This window comes from Mycolicibacterium novocastrense, assembly GCF_001570485.1.
GTDB lineage: Bacteria > Actinomycetota > Actinomycetes > Mycobacteriales > Mycobacteriaceae > Mycobacterium > Mycobacterium novocastrense.
On sequence record NZ_BCTA01000023.1, the window covers coordinates 1 to 22810 of the forward strand.

At 65.8% G+C, this 22810-nt stretch carries 25 protein-coding genes and 1 tRNA gene; 13 read left to right on the plus strand and 13 right to left on the minus strand.

What is annotated here, in order from left to right; all coding sequences use genetic code 11:
* Nucleotides 1–123: 123 nt before the first annotated feature.
* A complete protein-coding gene (locus tag RMCN_RS07460) occupies nt 124–369 on the minus strand; it encodes a hypothetical protein (protein ID WP_131808539.1) in 246 nt (81 codons plus the stop codon).
* Nucleotides 370–483: 114 nt separating this feature from the next.
* Nucleotides 484–924 (minus strand): hypothetical protein, encoded by a 441-nt coding sequence (locus RMCN_RS07465; RefSeq protein ID WP_067388105.1) that lies wholly within the window; start codon nt 922–924, stop codon nt 484–486.
* Nucleotides 925–945: 21 nt separating this feature from the next.
* On the opposite strand from RMCN_RS07465, the gene RMCN_RS07470 reads away from it, so the two are divergent.
* Nucleotides 946–1200, plus strand: coding sequence for a hypothetical protein (locus tag RMCN_RS07470; protein ID WP_067388107.1), 255 nt, complete (start codon nt 946–948; stop codon nt 1198–1200).
* Here the strand turns inward: RMCN_RS07470 and menJ are convergent.
* Nucleotides 1197–2411: a menaquinone reductase MenJ gene (gene menJ / locus RMCN_RS07475; protein ID WP_067388109.1), complete on the minus strand. Its 1215-nt coding sequence runs from the start codon at nt 2409–2411 to the stop codon at nt 1197–1199. The genes RMCN_RS07470 and menJ overlap by 4 nt on opposite strands.
* Nucleotides 2412–2498: 87 nt before the next feature.
* Between menJ and grcC1 the strand changes: the two genes are divergently transcribed.
* The gene (grcC1, locus tag RMCN_RS07480) at nt 2499–3506 is read left to right on the plus strand and encodes a nonaprenyl/(2E,6E)-farnesyl/geranylgeranyl diphosphat synthase (protein WP_174523785.1); all 1008 of its coding nucleotides are present in this window, start codon (nt 2499–2501) and stop codon (nt 3504–3506) included.
* Between the two features lie 68 nt (nt 3507–3574).
* Nucleotides 3575–4453 carry a zinc metalloprotease HtpX gene (gene htpX / locus RMCN_RS07485; RefSeq protein WP_067388110.1) on the plus strand — a complete coding sequence of 293 codons (879 nt, stop codon included), beginning with the start codon at nt 3575–3577 and terminating at the stop codon, nt 4451–4453.
* Between the two features lie 11 nt (nt 4454–4464).
* On the opposite strand, the gene RMCN_RS07490 is transcribed toward htpX, so the two are convergent.
* Nucleotides 4465–4971, minus strand: coding sequence for a nitroreductase family deazaflavin-dependent oxidoreductase (locus tag RMCN_RS07490; protein WP_067388112.1), 507 nt, complete (start codon nt 4969–4971; stop codon nt 4465–4467).
* Between the two features lie 159 nt (nt 4972–5130).
* Between RMCN_RS07490 and RMCN_RS07495 the strand changes: the two genes are divergently transcribed.
* The gene (locus RMCN_RS07495) at nt 5131–6207 is read left to right on the plus strand and encodes a helix-turn-helix transcriptional regulator (RefSeq protein ID WP_067388114.1); all 1077 of its coding nucleotides are present in this window, start codon (nt 5131–5133) and stop codon (nt 6205–6207) included.
* On the opposite strand, the gene RMCN_RS07500 is transcribed toward RMCN_RS07495, so the two are convergent.
* Nucleotides 6175–7353, minus strand: coding sequence for a flavin-containing monooxygenase (locus tag RMCN_RS07500; RefSeq protein ID WP_067388118.1), 1179 nt, complete (start codon nt 7351–7353; stop codon nt 6175–6177). The two genes, RMCN_RS07495 and RMCN_RS07500, sit on opposite strands and share 33 nt — an antisense overlap.
* 174 nt (nt 7354–7527) lie before the next feature.
* Here RMCN_RS07500 and RMCN_RS07505 point away from each other — a divergent pair, with 174 nt between their 5' ends.
* The gene (locus RMCN_RS07505) at nt 7528–8064 is read left to right on the plus strand and encodes a hypothetical protein (RefSeq protein WP_064414109.1); all 537 of its coding nucleotides are present in this window, start codon (nt 7528–7530) and stop codon (nt 8062–8064) included.
* A gap of 1 nt (nt 8065) precedes the next feature.
* On the opposite strand, the gene RMCN_RS07510 is transcribed toward RMCN_RS07505, so the two are convergent.
* Together RMCN_RS07510 and RMCN_RS07515 are read right to left on the minus strand one after the other, a co-directional pair.
* Nucleotides 8066–9091 carry an NAD(P)H-dependent glycerol-3-phosphate dehydrogenase gene (locus RMCN_RS07510; RefSeq protein WP_067388120.1) on the minus strand — a complete coding sequence of 342 codons (1026 nt, stop codon included), beginning with the start codon at nt 9089–9091 and terminating at the stop codon, nt 8066–8068.
* Nucleotides 9092–9145: 54 nt separating this feature from the next.
* Nucleotides 9146–9943: a lysophospholipid acyltransferase family protein gene (locus RMCN_RS07515; protein ID WP_067388122.1), complete on the minus strand. Its 798-nt coding sequence runs from the start codon at nt 9941–9943 to the stop codon at nt 9146–9148.
* Between the two features lie 241 nt (nt 9944–10184).
* Here RMCN_RS07515 and RMCN_RS07520 point away from each other — a divergent pair, with 241 nt between their 5' ends.
* Together RMCN_RS07520 and RMCN_RS07525 are read left to right on the plus strand one after the other, a co-directional pair.
* Nucleotides 10185–10982, plus strand: a complete 798-nt coding sequence (locus RMCN_RS07520) for an MlaE family ABC transporter permease (RefSeq protein ID WP_067388124.1) — start codon at nt 10185–10187, stop codon at nt 10980–10982.
* A gap of 12 nt (nt 10983–10994) precedes the next feature.
* Entirely contained in the window at nt 10995–11846 is an 852-nt protein-coding gene (locus tag RMCN_RS07525) for an MlaE family ABC transporter permease (protein WP_067388126.1), read from the plus strand.
* Between the two features lie 37 nt (nt 11847–11883).
* Here the strand turns inward: RMCN_RS07525 and RMCN_RS07530 are convergent, their stop codons facing one another.
* Nucleotides 11884–12375 carry a YajQ family cyclic di-GMP-binding protein gene (locus RMCN_RS07530; RefSeq protein WP_064423338.1) on the minus strand — a complete coding sequence of 164 codons (492 nt, stop codon included), beginning with the start codon at nt 12373–12375 and terminating at the stop codon, nt 11884–11886.
* Between the two features lie 106 nt (nt 12376–12481).
* Here RMCN_RS07530 and RMCN_RS07535 point away from each other — a divergent pair.
* A tRNA-Tyr gene (locus RMCN_RS07535) sits at nt 12482–12564 on the plus strand.
* Between the two features lie 47 nt (nt 12565–12611).
* On the opposite strand, the gene RMCN_RS07540 is transcribed toward RMCN_RS07535, so the two are convergent.
* Nucleotides 12612–13289: a TetR/AcrR family transcriptional regulator gene (locus RMCN_RS07540; RefSeq protein ID WP_067388128.1), complete on the minus strand. Its 678-nt coding sequence runs from the start codon at nt 13287–13289 to the stop codon at nt 12612–12614.
* A 74-nt stretch (nt 13290–13363) separates the two neighbouring features.
* On the opposite strand from RMCN_RS07540, the gene RMCN_RS07545 reads away from it, so the two are divergent.
* Genes RMCN_RS07545 through RMCN_RS07555 form a run of 3 tightly spaced genes read left to right on the plus strand, consistent with a single transcriptional unit; the run spans nt 13364 to nt 15736 of the window.
* A complete protein-coding gene (locus RMCN_RS07545) occupies nt 13364–14089 on the plus strand; it encodes a carboxymuconolactone decarboxylase family protein (protein ID WP_067388131.1) in 726 nt (241 codons plus the stop codon).
* Nucleotides 14089–14922 carry a mycofactocin-coupled SDR family oxidoreductase gene (locus tag RMCN_RS07550; RefSeq protein WP_067388133.1) on the plus strand — a complete coding sequence of 278 codons (834 nt, stop codon included), beginning with the start codon at nt 14089–14091 and terminating at the stop codon, nt 14920–14922. Before RMCN_RS07545 ends, RMCN_RS07550 begins: the two co-directional genes overlap by 1 nt.
* Before the next feature lies 1 nt (nt 14923).
* Nucleotides 14924–15736 carry an SDR family oxidoreductase gene (locus RMCN_RS07555; RefSeq protein ID WP_067388135.1) on the plus strand — a complete coding sequence of 271 codons (813 nt, stop codon included), beginning with the start codon at nt 14924–14926 and terminating at the stop codon, nt 15734–15736.
* A gap of 252 nt (nt 15737–15988) precedes the next feature.
* Here the strand turns inward: RMCN_RS07555 and RMCN_RS07560 are convergent, their stop codons facing one another.
* Nucleotides 15989–16543, minus strand: a complete 555-nt coding sequence (locus RMCN_RS07560; protein ID WP_067388136.1) for a TetR/AcrR family transcriptional regulator — start codon at nt 16541–16543, stop codon at nt 15989–15991.
* Nucleotides 16544–16626: 83 nt separating this feature from the next.
* On the opposite strand from RMCN_RS07560, the gene RMCN_RS07565 reads away from it, so the two are divergent.
* Complete coding sequence (locus RMCN_RS07565) at nt 16627–18135, plus strand: carotenoid oxygenase family protein (RefSeq protein WP_067388139.1); 1509 nt, start codon at nt 16627–16629, stop codon at nt 18133–18135.
* A gap of 34 nt (nt 18136–18169) precedes the next feature.
* Here RMCN_RS07565 and RMCN_RS07570 read toward each other — a convergent pair whose 3' ends face one another.
* Both RMCN_RS07570 and RMCN_RS07575 read right to left on the minus strand, forming a co-directional pair.
* Nucleotides 18170–18841 carry a TetR/AcrR family transcriptional regulator gene (locus tag RMCN_RS07570; protein ID WP_067388141.1) on the minus strand — a complete coding sequence of 224 codons (672 nt, stop codon included), beginning with the start codon at nt 18839–18841 and terminating at the stop codon, nt 18170–18172.
* 35 nt (nt 18842–18876) lie between these two features.
* The gene (locus tag RMCN_RS07575) at nt 18877–19815 is read right to left on the minus strand and encodes a metal-dependent hydrolase (RefSeq protein WP_067388143.1); all 939 of its coding nucleotides are present in this window, start codon (nt 19813–19815) and stop codon (nt 18877–18879) included.
* 73 nt (nt 19816–19888) lie between these two features.
* Between RMCN_RS07575 and RMCN_RS07580 the strand changes: the two genes are divergently transcribed.
* Nucleotides 19889–21862, plus strand: a complete 1974-nt coding sequence (locus tag RMCN_RS07580) for a flavin-containing monooxygenase (RefSeq protein WP_067388145.1) — start codon at nt 19889–19891, stop codon at nt 21860–21862.
* Here RMCN_RS07580 and RMCN_RS07585 read toward each other — a convergent pair.
* A complete protein-coding gene (locus RMCN_RS07585) occupies nt 21849–22748 on the minus strand; it encodes an alpha/beta fold hydrolase (RefSeq protein WP_064414110.1) in 900 nt (299 codons plus the stop codon). The two genes, RMCN_RS07580 and RMCN_RS07585, sit on opposite strands and share 14 nt — an antisense overlap.
* Nucleotides 22749–22810: the final 62 nt, after the last annotated feature.

Here is a 22810-nt window from a genome sequence, read left to right on the forward strand (position 1 = left end):
TGGGACACGAAGGCCTCCTGGTTGGTGAAGCGGTTCTTAGACAGCTCCACTTCACAACCGGAGGCCTTCCCTGTCACACAGGCTCACCGATAAGGGGAGGGACAACCTCCCTGGGCATCACAGCTAGTCGTCGATATCGATGGCTGCCTGCTGGCCACCGCCAGTCGGTGCGGCGCTGTTGACGGCCGGCAGGGGCGGTTCGGACTTGGCATTCGAGGACGGCTTACCGGTCGCGCCCCGATACGGCGTGCACACGCCGACGAAAGGCACATCCTGACACGGTCCCTGGGGCAGCGCGGCCGCAATCGGGGCGGACGACAGCGCGGCCGCGGCGACCGCGAAAGCGGCAACTGCCGATCGAACCGTCATACCGAGCATCGTGGTTTCCTTCCGCCGATGCATACCTGAACGCCGCTGTGCACCAGGATAATCCCTGCACCTCGTCGAAAACAGCTCGTCTAGCTGGTCTTACAGTTAGCTTGGTTACCGGTCTCGATCGCTGCGGGCATCCCAGATGCGTTCCGTCTGCGGGCCGACGTCCGGGTCGTGGGTTTGCTGAAAGTTGCGTCCGCCGCGTGCGTAGGTCGCGAGAACCGCTGCGGGGACGTCGGGTTCGAGGATGGGCTCGCGCAGCCAGCGGCACGGCCGCACATGCACCAGGTCGACGGCGGCGGCCTCCTCGGCATCGTCCCGGCGGTACGGACCATCGATGCGGCCCAACCAGAAAAGCCCGTCGGCATCGCGGGTCCACACGAAGGACCCGTCTTCGACATCGGTGAATCGGTCCACGCGGCGAGCCAGCCGCTCGCCGAAACCCGCGTCGCCGAAACCGACGACGCCCAGAGCCAATGCCCGGTCGAGCGATTTCTGGGGGTCGATGTCGTCGCGGCGAGATCGCATCGGGGCCCGGTACACGGCGGTCATCCGCGATATTCTGCCTGTGACATGGAGACGTTCAAGCGCTATCTGATGTTTCAAGCCATGATGTTCGTCTTCGGCATCGTCGGCCCGATATTCCTCATCCTGTACTTCGCGTCCCAACCGGACCCCACCATGCGGTGGGCGTATTGGATCGGATTGTTCATCACGGCCGCAGACGTTCTGATTGCGTTGGGGCTCACGGCTTCTACGCAGACGAGTCGGGAACCCGCAGACACCCGCATCGCGGTGAAGCTCCTCGAGCGGCGCCGGCGCGACTAGCTGAACGGCGCCCGTTCGTCGATACGCCGCGACAGGCGACCTGCGCCGCGCCAGATCCGGGCGGTCCAGTCCTCGTCCTCGTCGGTGACGAAGTTGCCCATCACCCGCACCGCGATGTTCATCAGAGTCGCCGACCGCATCGCGAGCGGCCCGGTTGACGGCAGGAATCGCGGGAACGTCAGCAGCAGTGCGAGCCGCCGGGCCACGGAGAACCCGCGCGCATAGTGCGCCGACAGCACCGCGGGCCACGCCTGCGACAGATCACCGGTGCCCAGCAGTTCGGCGGCCAGCCGGCCGGTTTCGAGGCCGTAGTCGATACCTTCGCCGTTGAGCGGGTTCACGCAGGCCGCAGCATCGCCGATCAACATCCAGTTCGGCCCGGCAACACCCGACACCGCTCCGCCCATCGGCAGCAGCGCCGACAGGCCGGCGCGCGGTTCCCCGACGAAGCCCCACTCCTCACGACGTAGCCCGGTGTAATACGACATCAGTGGCCGCAGCGCGGCGTCGGCCGGGCGCTTGATCGTCGCGAGCGCCCCGACGCCGATGTTCACCTCGCCGTTGCCCAGCGGGAAGATCCAGCCGTATCCGGGCAGCACCGCACCTTCTGGCGAGCGCAGCTCCAGGTGCGAGGTGATCCACGGTTCGCTTGCGCGCGGCGTGCCGATGTAGCCCCGGATCGCTACGCCGTACACCGTCTCCTGATGCCATTCGCGGCCCAGCACGCGGCCCAGCGTCGAGCGGGCTCCGTCGGCGACGATCAGCTCGCCGCAACCGATCTCGGCGCCCGAATCGAGTATCACCGCCGCCACGCGTCCGGAGGCGTCATGGCGCACGTCGACGGCTTTGACGCCGAGCATCATCTTCGCGCCGTCGTCGACGGCGACCATGCGGATGCGGTCGTCGAGTTCGGTGCGCGGAACCGCGCTCGAGGTCGACGGAAACGACGGTCCGGGCCACTCGATCTCGACGTCCGCCCCGAAGCCGGACATCCGCAGGCCACGGTGCCGCACCCGACCGTCCAGCCACGGCCCGAGGCCGAGGCGGCGCATCTCCAGCACGGCGCGCGGAGTCAGCCCGTCGCCGCAGGCCTTGTCGCGGGGGAACTGCGCCTTGTCGATGACGAGGACGTCGCGGCCGTTGCGCGCCGCCCACGCGGCGGCGGCCGAACCCGCGGGGCCGGCCCCGACGACGACCACGTCCGCCTTCATCGATCCCCCGGTCGCTTCGCTCTCCCCTGGCCTTCGGCCGTGGGCCCAACCCGCCGGTAAGTCCATGGTTCCCAGTATGTTGGCAGGGTGAGGACGCCAGCGACGGTGGTAGCCGGGGTGGACTTCGGAGATCCCGAATTCGCGCAGGAAGTGCGCGACGGGGTCGCCCGCATCGAAGACCTGATGGCCACTGAGCTCGGCAAAGCCGACGAGTTGATGGCCGAAGCGGTACAACACCTGTTCCAGGCCGGCGGGAAGCGGTTCCGCCCACTGTTCACGGTGCTCTCCGCCCGGCTGGGTCCGGACCCGGATGCCTGGCAGGTCACCGTCGCGGGCGCGGTCATCGAACTGGTGCACCTCGCGACGCTGTACCACGACGACGTGATGGACGAGGCGCAAGTCCGTCGCGGTGCGGACAGCGCCAACGCGCGCTGGGGCAACAACATCGCGATCCTGGCAGGCGACTACCTGTTCGCGACTGCCTCGCGTCTGGTCAGCAGGCTCGGACCCGACGCCGTTCGCATCATCGCCGACACCTTTGCCCAGCTGGTTACCGGCCAGATGCGGGAAACCCGCGGCGCGGCCGAACACGTCGATTCCGTCGAGCACTACCTGAAGGTCGTCTACGAGAAGACCGCATGCCTGATTGCGGCGTCCGGCCGGTTCGGGGCGACATTCTCGGGTGCCGACGAAGAGCAGATCGAGCGGTTGAGCCGGCTGGGCGGCATCGTCGGCACGGCTTTCCAGATCTCCGACGACATCATCGACATCGACAGCGATCCGGACGAGTCCGGCAAGGTGCCGGGCACCGACCTGCGCGAAGGTGTGCACACCCTGCCGGTGCTGTACGCGCTGCGTGACGACGGTCCCGCCGCCGACCGGTTGCGCGAGCTACTGGCCGGACCGGTGGAAAACGACGACGACGTGGCCGAGGCCCTGCGGCTGTTGCGCGGGTCACCGGGTATGACCAGGGCCAAGCAGACCGTCGCGCAGTACGCGGTGCAGGCCCGCGAGGAGCTCTCCCAGCTGCCCGAGGGGCCGGGCCGTCAGGCCCTGGCGACCCTGGTGGATTACACGGTCAACCGGCACGGCTGAGCGCCGGAACTTGCGGAGCCCGCCTAAGCGTTGATTCAGCGAAGTCTTTCTTTCCGAAGGAGGAAGCGATGACCTGGCATCCGCACGCGAACACCGCCAAGACGTTCGCTCTGCTGGTGGGGTTCTCGGCGCTGATCGTGTTCATCGCCGCGCTGTTCCGCAATACGGCGCTCATCGGCCTGGCGGTGCTGTTCGCCGTCGGCATGAACGCCTACATGTATTTCAACAGCGACAAGATCGCGCTGCGGGCGATGCACGCGCAGCCCGTCACCGAAATGCAGGCCCCGGTGATGTACCGGATCGTGCGCGAGCTGGCCACCACGGCTCGCCAGCCGATGCCGCGGCTGTACATCAGCGACACCGACGCGCCGAACGCGTTCGCCACCGGCCGCAATCCGCGCAACGCCGCGGTGTGCTGTACGACCGGCATCCTGCACATCCTCAACGAACGCGAACTACGGGCGGTGCTCGGGCACGAACTCTCACACGTCTACAACCGCGACATCCTGATCTCGAGCGTCGCCGGCGCGATGGCCGCGGTCATCACCGCGCTCGCCAACATCGCCTACTTTGCGACGATCTTCGGCGGTAACCGCGAGGGCGCCAATCCCTTTGCGATCCTATTGGTTTCGCTGCTCGGCCCCATCGCGGCGACAGTGATACGGCTGGCGGTGTCGCGGTCGCGGGAGTACCAGGCCGACCAGTCCGGCGCGGAGCTGACGGGCGATCCGTTGGCGTTGGCCAGCGCGCTGCGCAAGATCAGCGCCGGCGTCGAGCAGGCACCGCTGCCGCCCGACCCCAAGCTGGCCGATCAGGCGCACCTGATGATCGCCAACCCGTTCCGCGCGGGCGAGAAGATCGGCAAGCTGTTCTTGACGCACCCGCCCATCGGGGACCGCATCGCCCGCCTGGAGTCGATGGCCGGTCGGGGCCCTGGCTACTACTGACACCTCACCGGTCAGTGGTCTGTCAGCCGCAGTTCGACCATCGGCAGGGCGGTGTTCTCGGTGGTGATCGGTGCGCCCAGGGTCGATTCGAGGACCGGCTTCATCGTCTCCCACGCCCGGCGGTGCCGGTCGACGTAACGGCGCAGCGCAGCGTCAGCTTCGTCAGTGCTGAGCGGACGCGCGATCGCGGGCCTCGACAACCGGGTACCGACGGACACCTTCACCCTGGGATCGGCCTGGACGTTCTTGTACCACTGCGCGCGGGTGCCGAAGCCGGAGGCGACGATGTAAGCCTCCGGGTCAGTCCGATCGAGCACCTCGAGCACCACTTGCCGGGTCTGCCCCGACTTCCGGCCGATGTGTTCCAGCAACAGGATCCGCGAGCCGAAGATGAACCCGAGGCGTGCCCGATACAGCCCGATCGGGGCACGCATCAGCCGACGTGACCGCAGAGCCTTGGTGCCTGCGCCCACCAACACGTCCGAGGCTCGGTGAACCAGGTTCAAAAGCGCGCACATCGAGATCCTCCTTCGCTGTGCGTATTTGCCACTCCGTGGGCGTGTGGTGTGTGAGTGGCCCACAGAGTCCTTGTCTGAGTGCGTAAAAGGGGAGTAGAACCGACAGTACGGACCAGCCCGACGGACGGCGAACCCCAACGGAAGGGCGGTGGGTCGGTCATGTCGTCAGCGATGTCGTTCGCCTGGCCTGCTCGGTTGGAGCAGCGGGTCGCGCGCATCTGTGCGCGGGCTCAAGATCCGCTCGAACTACTGTCTGCGGTCGCTACCGTCGTCCGGGCAAAGATCCCCTACGCCGCTGCGGGCTGGCTGCTCACCGACCCCGACACTTTGCTCATCACCGGGGTGCATGCCGAGAACGTCACACGTCAGCAGAATCTCGCCCTCATCGAATGCGAATTGACCACCGACGACGTGAACAAGTTCGTCGACCTCGCACGGCGGGAGGTCCCGGCGGCTTCGCTCGGCATCGAGACCGCCGGTGATCTGAGCCGCAGCACGCGTTGGTCGAAGATCTACCAACCCAACGGATACGGCGACGAGATGCGGGGCGTCTTCAGTTCCGGGTCGGCCACCTGGGGGCACTTCTGCCTCACCCGGCGTGCCGAGGACCCGTTCTTCACCGAGGTCGAGGTCGCCACGATGGCGAGGCTCTGCCCGCACGTGGCCAACGGCATCCGGGCGTCCCTTCAGCTCGACGGTAGGCCCGTGCCGTCGGTTCCCACGGCGCCCGCGCTGCTGATACTCGCCGACGACGGCAGCATCGAGTCGATGACACCGCAGGTCAGCGAGTGGCTGGGGCCCGTCGAGGTCGAACGTCTGGAGAGCACCATCGTGCTGCACGAGGTCGCTCACCGGGCGCGCGTTCTCGCCGAAACCGGAGTCGGCGAGCCGGCGATGGCGCGCACCAGGGGCCGCTCCGGTGACTGGCTCGTGGTGCGGGCAGTCCGTCTGGAGCGAGAGGGGGCGGAAACAGGCTGCACCGCAGTGGTTTTGGAGCAAGCGCGCCGTTCGGACATTGCCCCGCTGCTGGTTCACCTGAGCCAGCTGACCCGTCGGGAGAAGGAGGTCACCCAGCTGCTGTTGACCGGCATGTCCACCCGGGAGATCGCCGGCCGGCTGTGGATCACCGCCGAGACGTTGCGCGGTCACATCAAGGCGATCTTCGCCAAGCTGGGTGTGAACAGCCGTCCGGAGCTTGCGGCACTACTCTCGCAAGATCTCGTCCTTCGGCAGTGACTCGCGCAACTTCGAAGCCGCCAGCTGCGCGGCAATGTCGTCGGCTACCCGTCGAGCCAGCGTTCCAACGAATCTCGTCAGCCCCGGCCGGTACACGTAGCCGACGAAGCGAAGACCTGGCAGTACCTCGGTGCCGCGTCCGTCGCGTGGCATGCCCCGCTGGTCGAGGACATCGAGATGGGAGACCATGGCATCCAGTCCGGTTCGGTACCCGGTGGCCGCGATGATGGCATCGACCTGAACAGAGGTGCCGTCCGCAAGGACCGCTCCGTCGGGTTGGAGTCGGTCGACGGCCGCTACCACGCGAAGCGAGCGATCGCGGATCGCATCGATCACTTGACGATCGACGATTGCAGTGCCCGCGCCGCGGCGCTTGAGTCCAGCGATCGGCCCCTCCGGCGGCTTGCCGAACCCGTAATCGCTCAGATCGCCGATCATTCCGCGCTGCACGGCAAGCAGAATCTTGTCGACGAGACCGGCGGGAAGCCGGAGAAAGAGCGGCATCGGCAGGTCGAAGGGCAGCCGACCGACTTGCCGCAGAAGAATGTTCGGCGGAGTGCGCACCGCCAGCAGTACCTCTGGGCAACCCGAGCGGCTCAAGTCGTGGGCGATCTCGAGCCCGCTGGAACCCGCGCCGGCGACCAAGACACGCTGACCGGCGAACCGGTCGGCGTTGCGGTACTCCGCGGTGTGCACGACCCGCCCGACGAAGCCGTTGTCGGCTGCCCAATCGGGGAGAGCAGGCTGATTGAAGATGCCCGTTGCGACCACGACATGGCGTGTCCTGCGTGGACCGCCGTTGGTGGCAACCTTCCAACCTCCCTCGGGGAGCGGGTCGAGTCGCTGCACGTCGACACCGAGTTCGACGGCAACATGGTGGCGGCCGGCGTAGGTCTGCAGATAGTCGACGTACTGGTCGCGGGTCGGAAACTGACCGAAGCGACGCGGGAACGGAGCGCCGGGCAGAGCCGAATTGCGGCGGCATGTGTTGAAACGCAGGGCGTCGTAGCGACCTGACCAGGCGGCGCCGATCTGCCCGCCGCGCTCGACGACGGTCACGTCCACTCCCCGCGCGAGCAATTCGGCGGCGCAGGACAATCCGGCAGGACCGCTGCCGATCACCAGCACGGTGTGCTCGGTTGTCATGGCGGTTCCTCCGTGAGCTTTCGCTGTGGTTACAGCGTCGGTCGAACTCGCGGTTCGCGCCATCCCGCAGGTGGGGGGTCCACTCCTCTGGCCGATGCGGGTAACACCCTGCGGACCTGCGGCGATGTGATTCGTGTGCTGCGAGTATTCCCGCTACCCCTTAGGGTGTGGACCGTGCTGAACAGGGTGTTGATCGGCGTCGTCGGGTCCGCGGGGGCGGCCCTGATCGGCGCGCACGGTATCGCCGCCGCTCAACCCTCCGAACCGCCGGCGCCACCGGCGCCGAACGTCAACGCGCTCGCGCCGGTGAAGCTGTCGGAGTTCGCGAAGATGGACGGCCACTGGTATGCGTTCAAGACCCCCGACGGATTGACGTGCGTCCTGCAGCGCAACGGCGGCTACGGCTGCAGCGGTGCGATCCCCGCGGCACCGAACGGCGCCAACTTCGTCAGCGGCGGCCCGGGTGTCCCGCAGTTCTCGGCGACGACGGCCGACGTGTTCGCCGTCGTCGGCGACGCCAAACCGCTGCCGGCCGGTTCGCGAATCAGCTTCCAGACCGTCAGCTGCGGCAGCGACGGCGGCGTGACCACGTGCTCGGACAGCCGAAACCAGTCCGGCTTCGTGTTGAGCCCCGCGGGCAGCCACATCATCAACGGCGGCAGGGACCCGCTGCTGGAGCGGCCCGAGGGCACGAACCCGTTTTTCAACTGAGCTAGAACCCGGCGCCGTGCACCTCGTGCCCGGGCTTCTCGACCATCAGGCCGCGGTAGGCGTCCTCGACGGAGGAGCCGTGGTTGACCACGGCGTCGACCTCGCGGGCGATCGGCATCGAAATCCCGTACTGGTCGGCGAATTCCATGATGACGCTCGCCGCCTTCACACCCTCGGCGACCTGGTTCATCGACGCGATGATCTCGTCGATCGGCTTGCCCGCACCCAACTGCTCACCGACGTGGCGGTTGCGGCTGCGCTGGCTGGTGCAGGTGACGATGAGGTCGCCGATGCCCGCCAGGCCGGCGAATGTGTCGCGGTGCCCGCCGGTCGCCTCGCCGAGTTTGGACATCTCGCGGATCGCACGGGCCATCACCATCGCGCGGGTGTTCTCGCCGATCCCCAGCGAATAGCCCATCCCGACCGCGATCGCATAGACGTTCTTCAACGCCCCGGCCATCTCCACGCCCACCACGTCGTCGGTGGTGTAGGTGCGAAACCGCTTGGTGCGGAACAGTCGTGCCAGATCCGCGGCGAGTTGCTGGTCGGGCATGGCGAGCACCGCGGCGGCGGCGTACCCCTCGGCCACCTCACGCGCGATGTTCGGCCCGGCCAGGATTCCGGCCGGATGCCCGGGCAGCACCTCGGAGACGACCTGGCTCATCCGGAAGTTGGTGCCCTGCTCGAGGCCCTTGACCAGCGACACCACCGGCACCCATGGCCGCAGCTCCTTGGCGAGCTCGGTCAGTACGCCGCGGAAGCCGTGTGACGGCACGCCCATGACGATGACGTCCGCGCACGCCGCCGCCTCGGTGAAATCCGTCGTCGCCTTGAGGCTGTCCGGAAGCTCGACCTCATTGCCCAGGTACTTCGAGTTGCGGTGGTTGACGTTGATGTCGTCGGCCGTCTCCTGGGAGCGCACCCACTGCAGCGTCGGCCCGCGGCGGGCGCAGATGGACGCCACGGTGGTGCCCCAGGAGCCTCCACCGAGAACGACGACTTTGGGTACACGTTGCTGTGGTGCCATGCCGATCAGGGTAGGTCGGACGGCGGATGTTCAGGGGCATTTCGTGGACCCCGGTCAGCCCAGCACGGGGAACCGTCGCTCCTGCGCAAGGCGGTCGAGGGCCGTCTGCATGACGGACCGGACATGGGCATCGACCGCCTGGGCGTTGCCGCCGAACATCCGGACATCGATCGGTTCGAGCACTTGGTCGACGATCTTGGCAGGCAACGGCATGTTGGCCGGAAAAAACGACGTCACGCCGAATGGAAAGCCGGCAGTCAATGGCAGGATGTCCAGCCGGATCCGGTGCAGGCCCAACCTCTTCGCCAACCGGTCCCCTCGCGTCAGGAACAGTTGAGTCTCCTGCCCTCCGATCGAGACCACGGGCACGATCGGCACGCCGGTGTCGATCGCGAGCCTGGCGTAGCCGGTGCGGCCCTCGAAGTCGATCACGTGCGCGCTCAGCGTCGACCGGTACGCGTCGTAGTCCCCACCGGGATACACCAGTACGACCGCATCCGAGCGCAACGCTTTGGCGGCGTTCTCCGGGTTCGCATGCACGACGCCGATGCGGCTCAGGTAACTCCGCAGTGGAGTGAAGAACACGCCGTAGTGAGCGAGCGTGTACAGCGGGCGGTCATAACCGAACCTCTTGTAGAAGGCCGGCGCGAAGACGAGTACATCCGGTGTCAGCATTCCGCCGGAATGATTGGACACCACCAACACCCCGCCGCTGGACGGGACTGATTCCAGTCCGCGGACTTCGACGCGGAAGTAGCGGTTGATCACCGGCGCAATGAGTTTCGTCGCCAGCTCGGTGAAATCCCGATCCCACTTGGCGAGCTCTGAACCGTCGACATCGCTGGCATTCATCGTTCCTCCGCGCGCTGTGCTTGGAGGTTCGACGGTAATTCGAATCCGCCGGGCTGAAATCGGTTGGCGCTGATTGAGGACCAACGCCTACCGAACCGATGACCAAGGACTCCTAGGAAGGTGGTGGCCCTGTCCTAGCGTCCCTGATAGTCGCGGGACCGGACCGGCGGCACAGATTTGGTGGCGGCGGAAATGTCGGGCGGCAATCTCTAGGGAGGAGTCCCGACAGATGATTTGGCGGATGCTGCGCTGGTCGCCGGAAACGCCGGCGTCCGATCGGGATGTCTCCAACGCGCTCGTGGCGGTCGGCGGTCTCTTCATGATGTCCGTCGATGCGGTGAAATTCATCTTCCACCGTCCCTTCCAGGCGCGAGAGTTCCTGGAACAGTCGGTGTTCATCGTGCGGGTGGCGCTCCTTCCGACGATGCTGGTGGCTGTCCCGTTGACCGTTTTGGTCAACTTCACGCTGAACATCCTGTTGCGCGAACTCGGTGCGGCCGACTTGAGCGGTGCGGGCGCCGCGTTCGGGGCGGTGACGCAGGTCGGACCCATCGTGACCGTGCTCGTGGTGGCCGGTGCGGGAGCGACGGCCATGTGTGCAGACCTGGGTGCGCGCACCGTCCGCGACGAGATCGCCGCATTGGAGGTCTTGGGGATCAACCCGGTCCAGCGGTTGGTGACCCCTCGGATACTCGCCGCCGGACTGGTGGCGCTTCTGCTCAACAGCCTGGTCGTCATCATCGGTGTAGGGGGCGGCTATGTCTTCTCGGTTTTCGTCCAGGACGTGAACCCGGGCGCTTTCGCCGGCGGCATCACGCTGCTCACCGGGGTCCCCGAACTGATCATCTCGGGGATCAAGGCGGCGCTGTTCGGCCTCATCGCGGGCATCGTCGCGTGTTACCGGGGATTGACCGTCCGCAGAGGCGGCGCACAGGCCGTAGGCAACGCGGTCAACGAGACGGTCGTCTACGCGTTCATGGCGTTGTTCGTGGTCAACGTGGTCGTCACCGCGATCGGTATCCAATTCACCGCCAACTGAAACGAGTCCGACATGCCCTCGCACCCGCCGACTGTGCATCCACGGGTCGACAAGGAGATCAGCCGTCCGATCGGGGTTCTGGGCCGACTCGGCGATCAGGCACTGTTCTGGGGGCGGTCGCTGGCCGGTGTGCCGTACGCGGTGAGGTACTACAGGACTGACATCGCTCGGCTCATCGCCGAGATCGGCATGGGCGCAGGGACTTTGGCGATGATCGGCGGCACGGTGGTGATCATCGGATTCCTGACGCTGGCGACGGGCGGAACTCTTGCGGTGCAGGGCTACAGCTCGCTCGGAGACATCGGCATCGAGGCTTTGGTGGGCTTCCTCGCGGCATTCATCAACGTCCGGATCTCGGTTCCGGTCGTCGCCGGAATAGGACTGGCGGCTACCGTCGGCGCAGGCGTGACCGCGCAACTGGGTGCCATGCGCATCAGTGAGGAGATCGACGCGTTGGAGGCGATGGCGATCCGCCCGGTCTCTTTCTTGATCAGCACGAGGCTCGTCGCCGGCATGATCGCGGTCACACCGCTCTACACGATCGCCGTCATCTTGTCATTCCTGGCGAGCCGGTTTACGACGGTGGCCCTGCTGGGGCAGTCGTCGGGGCTCTACGACCACTACTTCTCGACGTTCCTGAGCCCGGTCGACCTGTTGTGGTCATTCCTGCAAGCCGTTCTTGTGGCGCTCACGATCCTGTTGATCCACACGTATTACGGCTACTTCGCCACGGGAGGCCCGGCCGGCGTCGGCGTTGCAACGGGCAACGCGGTGCGGGCATCGCTTGTGGTGGTCGTATCGGTGACCTTGTTGGTGTCGCTGGCTGTCTACGGAACGGCGGGCAACTTCAACCTGTCGGGCTGAGCGCGCCGCGTCAGCGGGTTCTGGTCGGGCGAGCCGATCAGCGGTAGTTGACGAACTGCAGCGCCACGTCGAGGTCAGCGCCCTTGAGCAGTGCAATCACGGCTTGCAGATCGTCGCGCTTCTTGGAGCTGACGCGTATCTCGTCGCCCTGGATCTGCGCCTTGACGCCCTTGGGCCCCTCGTCGCGGATGAGCTTGGTGATCTTCTTGGCCTGCTCGCTGCTGATGCCCTGCTTGATCTGGCCGCTGACCTTGTAGGTCTTGCCAGACGCCTGCGGGTCGCCGGCGTCGAACGCCTTCATCGAGATGTCGCGGCGGACCAGCTTCTCTTTGAAGACGTCGACGGCAGCCTTGGCGCGCTCCTCGGTCGAGCTGGTGATGACCACCGTCTCCTCGCCCTGCCACTCGATGGACGTATCGGTGCCGCGGAAGTCGAAGCGTGTGGCCAGCTCCTTTGCGGCCTGGTTCAGGGCATTGTCCACCTCCTGGCGGTCGACCTTGCTCACGACGTCGAACGATGAATCCGCCATTGGATCCGTCCTCCCTGATGATCTGGTGCCGTTTTCGTCTTGGACCCATCCTCGTTGTACCCTGCAAGTCGCACCAAACCGGGTCGCCCGGGCGGTGCAGCACCCAGGCAGGTTGCCCGAGCGGCCAATGGGAGCGGACTGTAAATCCGTCGGCTTACGCCTACGCAGGTTCGAATCCTGCACCTGCCACGCTGGTCAGGCCCCTTTCGGGCGGGCCTGCGGCTTGCTTACCGGGGCTATGGCAGGGACCGAAGCGCCACGCGGCGTTGCCGAGATCCTTTCAGTGCGGCGAGCGTCTCCTCCGACGGCGGGGCGACGAGCACGGCCACGAAGTCGTCGAGCAGAGAGCTCACGTGTAACGCGTAGGCCGGGACCGGCAGTCCGAAAGCACGGTATCGATGACGGTCGGCGCACGCGTGCACGCACATCGCCGAAACTCGGTGGATCCGTTCGTCACGAATGGGTCGCGGGATGTGCCTCGTGGTGTCGCCGACTCTCCTGACGTACTCCCGATGGGACTTCTGATGCTCTTCGGGCAGGGACGCGAGGGGGCTCGCCGACGAGTCGTAACGCAACAACTGTTCCAAGAACGACACATAGAAGCAGCTCTCGTCCTCGGCCATCTCGATGAGCGGCAGCTGATGCGCCTCGACGATCGCCCGTAGGTCATCGGACGGGGCCCGCGCCGCCAGCAACCGGCGTCGCTGCGTCAGGTGCTCGAGGCGGTGCAACAGAATCGCCTGTATCAGACCCTCTTTCGACCCGAAGTGGTACTGCACCGCCGACTTGTTCGCCATGGCCGCTTCGGTGCCGATCTGGCGCAGCGGAACACCGTCCAGACCTCGTTGCGCGAACAGCCGCTCTGCCGTGAGCACCAGTTGCTGCTTCGCCGACAGCTCCACCGGCACAGACATGGAGCTAGAATCTCACACTGGACGAATTAAGTCTATGGACTTAAAGTTCAGTCGTCCGACTCCAGAGGGGTGCTATGGCCGACCAGCCTTACCAAGATGTGATGCTCGCCGATCCGGTGTTCGGTCCGGTGTGGGAGCGGCCCGGCCTGAGTCGGCGAGACCGCCGGTTCGTCACGCTGACGTGCGTATGCGCGCTCGAGAGCGTCGACCACATGAATCAGCACATGTACGCCGCACTCGCCAGCGGCGACATCGCCTACGACGAAATTCTCGAATTCGTGCTGCATTTCGCCGTATATTGCGGCTGGCCTCGGGCGTCTGAAGCCGAAGGGGCGGCACGCAATCAATGGGCGCGGTTGGCCACCGAACGAGGCGAGGACGTCCCCCCGAGGCCCGATCTCCCGGTGGAGTCCTTGGGGCCGACGGATCATCACGTTCGGCTTGACGAGGGCGAAAGGTGCTTCGTCGACGTGAACTTGCTACCTGCGCCACCCCGGGACTCGCCGTATTTCCAGGCCGGCATCCTGGCGTTTGTTTTCGGCCACCTTTGGCAACGACCCGACCTCGGACGTCGAGAACGCCGGTTGATCACCGTTGCCGCCGTCGGAGTGTCCGGCGCGCTCGGCCCGATCTACTCCCACGTCGGCTCGGCGCTGGAGTCCGGCGATATCACCCGTGCGGAGATGAACGAGGTCATTCTGCAGTTCTCTGCATACAGCGGGTTTCCCAAGGGCCGTCTTCTGCAGACGGCCGCCGACGAATCGTGGCGGCGGATCACCGCCGCCCCGAAAGGAGATTGATGCCGAAGCCACTCGAAGGCAAAGTCGCGTTCATCACCGGCGTAGGTCGAGGGCAGGGCCGCGCCCACGCGGTACGCCTGGCGCGCGACGGGGCCGACATCATCGGAGTCGATATCTGCGAGAACATCGCATCGATGACGTACCCGAATGCTTCACTCGCCGACCTCGAGGAAACCGAACGCCTCGTCGAGAAGGAAGGCCGCCGCATGGTGGCGCGCAAAGGTGATGTCCGCAGCTACCACGACATGCTGGCCGCGGTGGATGCTGGCGTCGAGCAGTTCGGCCGCATCGACATCACCATCGCCAACGCCGGGATCGTCCGTCTTGCAGGTGAATCCGCAGATTTCATGCAGGACTGGCAGGATGTCATCGACACCAACCTCACCGGCGTCTATCACACCATTCGGGCCGCGCTGCCCGTCATGCGCGAGGGCAAGCGGGGCGGGTCGATCGTGATCACCAGTTCCACGGCCGGTTTGAAGGGCACCGCATCGCTCAACGCGAGCGGTAACGCCTACGCGGCGGCCAAGCGAGGCGTGGTCGCCCTGATGCAAAACCTCGCCAACTACCTTGCTCCGGAATGGATCAGGGTGAACACCATCCACCCCACCGGAGTGCTCAGCGGCATGACGCAGAACGACGCGATGAACGCGTTGATGGCACAAGCGGCCGAAGGGGGACAGAACGCGATATCCGGCATGGAGAACGCGCTCCCGCTGCCCATTCTCCAGCCCGAGGACATCGCCAACGCAGTCGCATTCCTCGTCTCGGAGGAGGCCAAGTTCATCACCGGCATCCAGTGGCCGCTCGACGCCGGCTTCACCGTCCGCTGAGGTGGCCGTGGAATCGCTACAGGGTGCCACCGCCGTCATCACGGGAGGCGCCAGCGGCATCGGATTGGCGACGGCGCGTTCACTCGCCCGGAGGGGAGCGCAACTCGTCATCGCCGACATCCACGCCGACAACGCGAACGAGGCCGCCTCGGAACTCCATGAGAGCGGCTATCCGACGGAAGCCTTCGTGTGCGACGTGGGAACCGACGAAACCTTCGCCGATCTCCGCGACTTCACGCTGGACCGCTACGGATCCGTCGACATCGTGATGAACAACGTCGGCGTGCTGACCAGTGGCCGACCCGACCAACTCCCCGTCAGCGAGTGGGAACGGATCATCAACATCAACCTGATGTCCGTCGTCCGCAGCAACGCCGCTTTCCTTCCTGTCCTCATCGCGCAGGGTCGCGGCCACATCGTCAACACCGCCTCGTTCGCCGGTCTTTTCACGTATTCGTACGACCGAATGCCCTACGCGGCGACGAAGGCCGCTATCGTCCAGATCTCTGAGGGGCTCCGGCTCTACCTTCAGCCACAGGGGATCGGCGTCACTGTGCTATGTCCTGGTCCGGTCGCGACCAACATCCTCGCGACGATGCCCCCTACGTTCGGTCCAGAGGTCCAAACCGGCTTGCCCGGCGAGCAATTCGGGGTTCTTCTTCCGGAGGAGGTCGGTGAACAGGTCGCCGAAGCCATTCTCGGCGACACCTTCATGCTCTTCACCGATGATCAGGTCCGTGACGTTCTCGTCGAGCGCGCGTCGGATTGGAACTCGTTCATCGCGAAGCAGACGGAGAAGCTGGCTCAGCACTGAGGCGGGCCCGGGAGGCCCGGTCCGGCGCGCTCACAGGGCGTCGGCCGGAAAGACCTCATCGGCCAACGTGAGCCAATCGATGGTGCCCGCCTCGGTCGTCTCGTCGACGGTCGAGACCTTTGTCGTGACGGTTGTGGTCATGCATCAATCGTCGCCGCGCCCGGGTGCCCGTGGAATCGCCGGGAAGCCAGACTTCACGCCCTCGAGGTCAGCTTTTCCTATCCGCCCGGTAAGGCCGCGTCGTACCGACCATCAGCGCCGCGTGATCGCGCGGCTGACCACCTCGGCCACTTCCTTGTCGGTCAGCGCGCTGTCCTCGATCAGCGTGTGGGACAAGACCATCCGGACGACGACTTCGGCAGCGCCGAGTGGGCTCAAAGCGAGTTGATCTGAACTCGGTATCGCCTGGGCGACCATCGCCGCCACCGTCTGCACCAGGTTCAATCGATCGTTGCCGACAGGCAGCCCGGCATACAGCAGCCAGTGCGGTTCGTGGTCGCGAATGTAGACGAACGCCTTGTGATTGCGGAGGTACCGCAGCGTGGTGGTGACGACAGCCGCCGTCTGCGCGGTGGGGTCGGCCTCGGGGTCGAAGGCCGCGAGCGTCGCGGCGATCATCGCGCCGATCTCCTGCTCAGCGATCGCGCCCAGCAGTCCGTCCTTGTCGCCGAACTCGCGGTAGGCGGTGGCCCGCGAGACGCCGGCCCGTTCTGCGACCTGGCTCAAGGTCAGCCGATCCAGACCGCTTTCGCTGATCATCTCCAGCGCGGCTTGCACCAGTTGTGAGGACGAACGAGTCCTGGCCACGCCCCTTTCTACCGCAGCACCATTGCTTCTCCACGCAAACTGAGACTAGATTGCAAATTAGTCTCAGAAGAGGAGCGTGCCCGGTGACCCAGACTCCGATCATCGCGACCGATGGGCCCGCACTGCCCGAACTCGATCGGTACCTCGCGTCCCTTCCGGTCAGCGAGCGCGACCAGCTGATGGCCCAGCTCGCGACGCTCAGCGATGCCGACGTCAGAAGCCTCGGAGTCAGCGAGCCGCAGCTGGCCGAATACGACTACTCGGTCGACGACATCGACGGAACCATTCCGGCCGACCTCGAAGGCACCCTGTACCGCAACGGGCCCGGCCGCTGGCAGGACCACAGCGGTCGGCCGCTGCACCATCTCTTCGACGGCGATGGCATGCTCTCGGCGTTCACCATCGCCGACGGATCGGTCCACTACAAGAACAGGTACGTGCGGACCAACCACTATCTCGGCAAGACCGGGCTGAACCATATGGGCACCGCCGCGCCCGGTGGCATCAAGTCCAACATCGGTCGCCTTCCGCCGAACCTGGCCAACACCAATGTCGTTGAACACGCCGGTCGGCTGTTCGCGCTGTGGGAAGGCGGACCGCCGCACGAAATCAAACCGCAGACATTGGAAACCATCGGCGTCCGCCGGTTCGGCGGGAAATTGCGTTGGGTGGGATCCTATTCGGCGCATCCGTGCCTCTGCCCGGCAACCCGCGAGATGTTCAACTTCGGCGTCGAGTTCATCCCGCGACCGCACTTACGGATCTATCGCACCGACCCGACGGGCCGGCTGAAGCACTTCCGCTCCGCGCGACTGCCTTACGTCGCCATGGTGCACGACTTCGCGCTGACGGAGACCCATTTGGTGTTCGTCGTCTCACCGATCATCCCCGCGGCCCTGCCGGTGCTGTTGGGGCTCAAACCGATGGGCGACGCCATGCGGTACCGACCCGAGCGGGGCAGCGTATTCGTCTTGGTGCCGAGGGACGGCGGAAAGATTCGCACCATCGAATATGACGCCGTCTTGATGTTCCACCTCAGTAACGCCCACGACGACGGCGGTGACACCGTCATCGACGCGATCACGTACGACGACGGGCGACTCTTGGGGAGGCTCAACCGATTCCACGTCGCGCCGCTCGATGACGCACCATCGACGTTCATGCGATACCGCATCACACGGTCGGGACGTGTCCTGGCCGAACCGCTGTCGGGGCTGCCCTGCGAATTCCCCCGGCACAACGACGCATTCGAGGGTCGCAAGCACCGGTACGCGTACCTCAACACGCGCCACCATCTCGTCTCGTTCTACGACTCGATCACCAGACTCGATCTGAGCGACAATTCCGCGGCGACGTACACCACACCCGAGCCCGGAAACAGCTTCTGCGAGCCGGTATTCGCCGCCAAACCCAACGCGACCGCGGAGGACGACGGTTGGGTGCTCTCCGTCGAGTACCAGGCGGGGACGCATACATCGCGGCTGGTGATCTTCGACGCGGCGGATATCGCCGCCGGCCCGATCGCCGCCGCGAATTTGCGCCACCACATCCCGCAGGGCTTCCACGGCAACTTCGTCCCGCGGCCTCAGTGAGGGTGTGAGGTTTCGGACGGTCCTGACGAACCGGTTATGACGCGGATCGGCGGTCAGGACGCTGCGGGACAGCGACCTTGGCGACCGACTCCATGGCCACCGCAAACCGCGGATAGATGACGGCGGGGCCCACCCAGCGCGCGAGGAAGGTTCGCAGTTCGGTGCCGGTGGGGTGTTTCTTGTTGGTGTCGACGAGATACGAGTACAGGATCCGCAGCAAGAACTCGGCGAGCTCGCCGAGCGCCTCTTCGTCGAACCCGTTTGCGTCCCAGTCCACCTCGTACCGGTGCAGCATCGATCGGCTGAAGGCCAGCGCGGTGTCGGACGACAGCGACGGTGCGAGCTCACCGCGGGACCTTTTACTCAGGATGTAGATGATGCGATCGTCGCGGGACAGGTTCTCGATCGCGAACGCCAGCCCCTCGACTACGGCGGTGACGGCGTCGGTTTCGTCGCCCACGTGATGGGCCAACTGATCGAGGAAGCCGTCGCCGGAGCGCATCACTGTCGCGAGCAGGAGCGCCTCGGTGCCCGGGAAGTAGCGGTACACCGTCTGCCGGGTCACCCCCAGCGAGCGCGCGACGTCGGCGATCCGCATCGCCGAGCCGCGCTCGGCGATGATCTCGTCGGCGGCATCGAGGATGCGGCTGATCGCCTCCTCGTCAGAGGCGGGTGTGTTGCCCGACCAGCCATGGCGTCGCGCCACTAGTCGCCCACCTCCGCGCCCTGCATGTTGAGATCCTAGCGGCGGGGTTCGCCACTACCGGCCATGCCGACCGAGTACCAGTGGGCGGCGCTCTTCGGCTCCTCGTCGTATCTGTCGCACCAGCGTTCCGCGAACGGAGGGAGATTTTCGTGGGTCGGGTCATGGTTCGGCCCCTGTGATCGGACCAGGCCGGTCAGCATTGCGATCATCTCCTTCCTGGGCACGCCGGCGTAGGTGCCCTGCCCGGGCTCGGTCATTTGTCGGGCGGCGCGAGCCGCCGCGAGCAAGGACGGCGGTGTCATTCGTTCGGGCAGCAGGCCGCCGTAGTGGCCGCCGTCGGCTGCCGGGACATGCTTTTGGAACCCGCGAGAGACGATCCCGGCGATCTCGCCGAGGTGCACGGCGACGGAGCCGATCGTCCTGGCGCGATAGAGAAAGTCGCCGTGCACGGCGTTATACACCATCAGCGCGGAGCTGCGATGCTCGATCTCCTCGACGAAATGCCAGAGGAACAGCGATGCGACGCGTTCGTCGCCCGGTGCGAACAGCTTGTCCTCGTGGTCGAGGAACACCTTGAAGTAGGGCGTGAAGGTGTTCTCGATCACCGCGGTGTACGCGAGCCGCCACGCCAAAGGTTTTGTGGCAGTGAGGCGGTCGTAGGAGGCGATCACCTCGTCCATCGTCTCCTGCAGGCCCGGCCAGCGCCGGACCAGCGCACGGAAGTGGCTCATGTGCGCCGCCGAGTGTTGTGCCTCCTGCCGCAGGTAGGCGTTCGCCTCCTCGGCTTGCCGTGGATCGCGCATCAGCGGGATCGCTTCGCGGGTCGCGTCGACGATGAACTTCTCGAAGCCGGGTGCGAAGAAGGTGATCAGATTGCACTGCATCGCGAACGCCGGCCGCTGCGGGTTCCAGTTGAACGGCACGTCGTCGCCGCCGAGATCGAATCGGACGCGCCGCATCTTCAGGTTGGACATCGTCGTCGGACTCCTCGTCGAGTGGGTCGATCAAATCAGACCATACGTCTTGCGAATTGTGTATTCTTCGCGAATGGGCCGATTGGCGGAATGTGATGCTCTGCTCGGTCAGCCCTTCGACGACCCGGACGATGTGATCCGCGCCGCCGTCGCCGACGCGAGCGTCCCCGCGCTGCTGATGTCGATGGTCCACATGACCGGCGACATGGGCGTGCTCGACGAAATGCCCGGCCCGTATGCGCTCATCGCGATGGACCTGCAGGGTGCGATGAGCGAACCCGACAAGCAGAAGGTACGCGACCGCGCCGTCGAGGTGATCCGCGACTACCGAGACCGCGGATGCCCCGCGCCGTTCGTGCCGGACGCCGAGCAGATGCGGGTGATGCTCAACGTGATCTCGGCGGGCACGGTGACCGAGGAGTTCGTCGACTATGTCGCCGCGGACCTGCGTTTCACCGACGCCGATCAGTGTGGACCGGTGCTGGCATCGACCGCGCAGCAGCGCCACGACTTTCCGGTCGTCGTCATCGGCTGCGGTGAAGCCGGACTGCTGGCCGGCATCAAGCTCAAGGCCGCCGGTGTGCCGTTCACGATCGTCGAGAAGCGGTCCGCGGTCGGCGGCACCTGGCTGGCCAACCGGTATCCGGGCTGCCGTGTGGACATCGCCAGCCAGTACTACACCTATTCGTTCGAACCGACCGACCACTGGCGGCACTACTATGCCGAACAACCCGAGATCCTGCAGTATCTGCAGAACGTCGCCGACAAGTACGGCGTCGTGCCGCACGTGCGCTTCGACACCGCGGTCACCGGCGCGACGTGGGACGAGAACTCGGCAACCTGGCGGGTCACCGTCCGGGGCGCCGACGGGCGAACCGAGGAACTGACCTCACGCGCCGTGATCTGCGCCGTCGGCCAGTTCAGCAACCCGGTGATCCCAGACATCAAGGGCGCCAACACCTTCAGCGGACCGTCCTTCCACACCGCCGACTGGCGTGACGACGTCGATCTGAAAGGCAAGCGGGTCGCCGTCATCGGCGCCGGCGCCAGCGGGTTTCAACTCGTGCCCGCGATCGCGGACCTGACTGAGCATGTCGACGTCTATCAGCGCACCCCGCAGTGGATGGCGCCCAACCCGATGTACCACGACGTCGTTCCCGACGGGGCACGGTGGGCGATGCGGCACCTGCCGTATTACGCGCGGTGGCTGCGGTTCGTGTCGTGGTGGCCGATCGCCGACGCGCTCGACGAACAGGTCCGCATCGACCCGCACTGGGACAACGGCGGCTTGTCGTGCAACGCGTCCAACCACGCCATCCGCGAGATGTTCATTGCGTGGATGCGCAACTTCTGCACCGACGAGGACCTGCTGGAGAAGGTCACACCCAAATACCCGCCTATGGGCAAACGGACGTTGCAGGACAACGGAACCTGGCTCACCACGCTGCAGCGCGACGATGTCGAGTTGGTCACCGACGGCATCGCCGAGATCACGTCCCACGGCGTCATCACCGTCGACGGCGTGCACCGCCGCGCCGATGTGCTGGTGTGGGCCACCGGTTTCGATGTCAACCATCAGCTCGGCCCGATCGATGTGCGCGGTCTCGACGGGCTCGCACTCAACACCGCCTGGGGTGATTCGGCGTACGCGTACCTGGGCGTCACGGTGCCGGGATTCCCGAACTTCTACTGCATGTACGGCCCAGGCACCAACGGCGTCAACGGCGCCAGCATCATCTACAACTCGGAGTGCCAGATGCGCTACATCATGGGCTGCATCGACATGCTGCTGGCCGGCGGGTACGACTCGGCGATGCCGCGGGCGGACGTCTGCGCCGACTACGACCGTCGCAACCAGGAACGTCTCAGCCAGATGGTCTACAGCCACCCTGCAATCTCGAGCAGCTACTACAAGAACGCGTCGGGTGGGTTGCCCACTCTGTACGGGTTCCGCATCTTCGACTACTGGCGATGGACGAGCCACCCCGATCCAGACGACTACGAACTGCGGAGCTCGGACAGGACCGCTGAACTCAGCCGACCTTGAGGTACTCGAGGATGGCGCTGCCGACCACTCGGGGCTGATCGACCTGCAAGAAGTGTCCGGCACCGGGAATCGTGCGCACCCGGCTACCCGGCGGGAGCGCGTCGATGACCCCGTCGAAATAACCGGGCTGGACCGCGCCGTCCTGTTCACCCTGGAGTACGAGCACCGGATGGCTGGGCAGCTTGAACCGGAACCGGTGCAGGCCCGCGTATTGCGCTGCGGGACGGGTGAATCGAACCATGGACCGGTAGTACGACACCGCTGCCTTGCGGTGGGCGAGCGAGGGCAGCGCGTCCAGCGTCGCTGCGACACCGTCGCGCACGTCCACCCCTGGTGGCGACCAATCCCTCCAGAGTCGGGGGATCACCCGGTGCAGCACCCGCTCCGGCACGAACGGCAACTGGAAGAACAGCACGTACCAGCTGCGGCGCAGTTGGATCGCGGCCATCCGCAGATTCTGGCCCAGCCCGCGCCGCGAGTTGTCCATCGCCGCGAGCGGGGGCACCGACATCACGATGTGCTCGGCGAACGGGGAGCCCGGGTAAGCGGCGAGCCCGCTGGCGGTGAACGCGCCCCAATCGTGGCCGATCAGCACCGCGTCGGCCGGTCGGCCGAGGTGCGCGTGCAGGTCGACCATGTCGCACATCAGCGCGCCCAGGTGATAGTCACCGTCGGGCGCGGGTTCCGTCGGGTCATAGCCACGCGTGAACGGCGCGATCACGCGAAAGCCGTTGTCCACCAGTATCGGTGCGAGCGTCCGCCAGCTGTACGCACTGTCCGGGAAGCCGTGCACGCAGATGGCCGGCCTTCCGTCCGCGGCTCCCCAGCTGAGCGCGCTCATCCGCAGCCGCGGGAGATCGAACTCGATGAGTTCCGGATCGGTCATTTCGTGACCATACATTAATTCACATCTGTATTGTGTGGGGTGACGATCGGCGATGAGGAGCA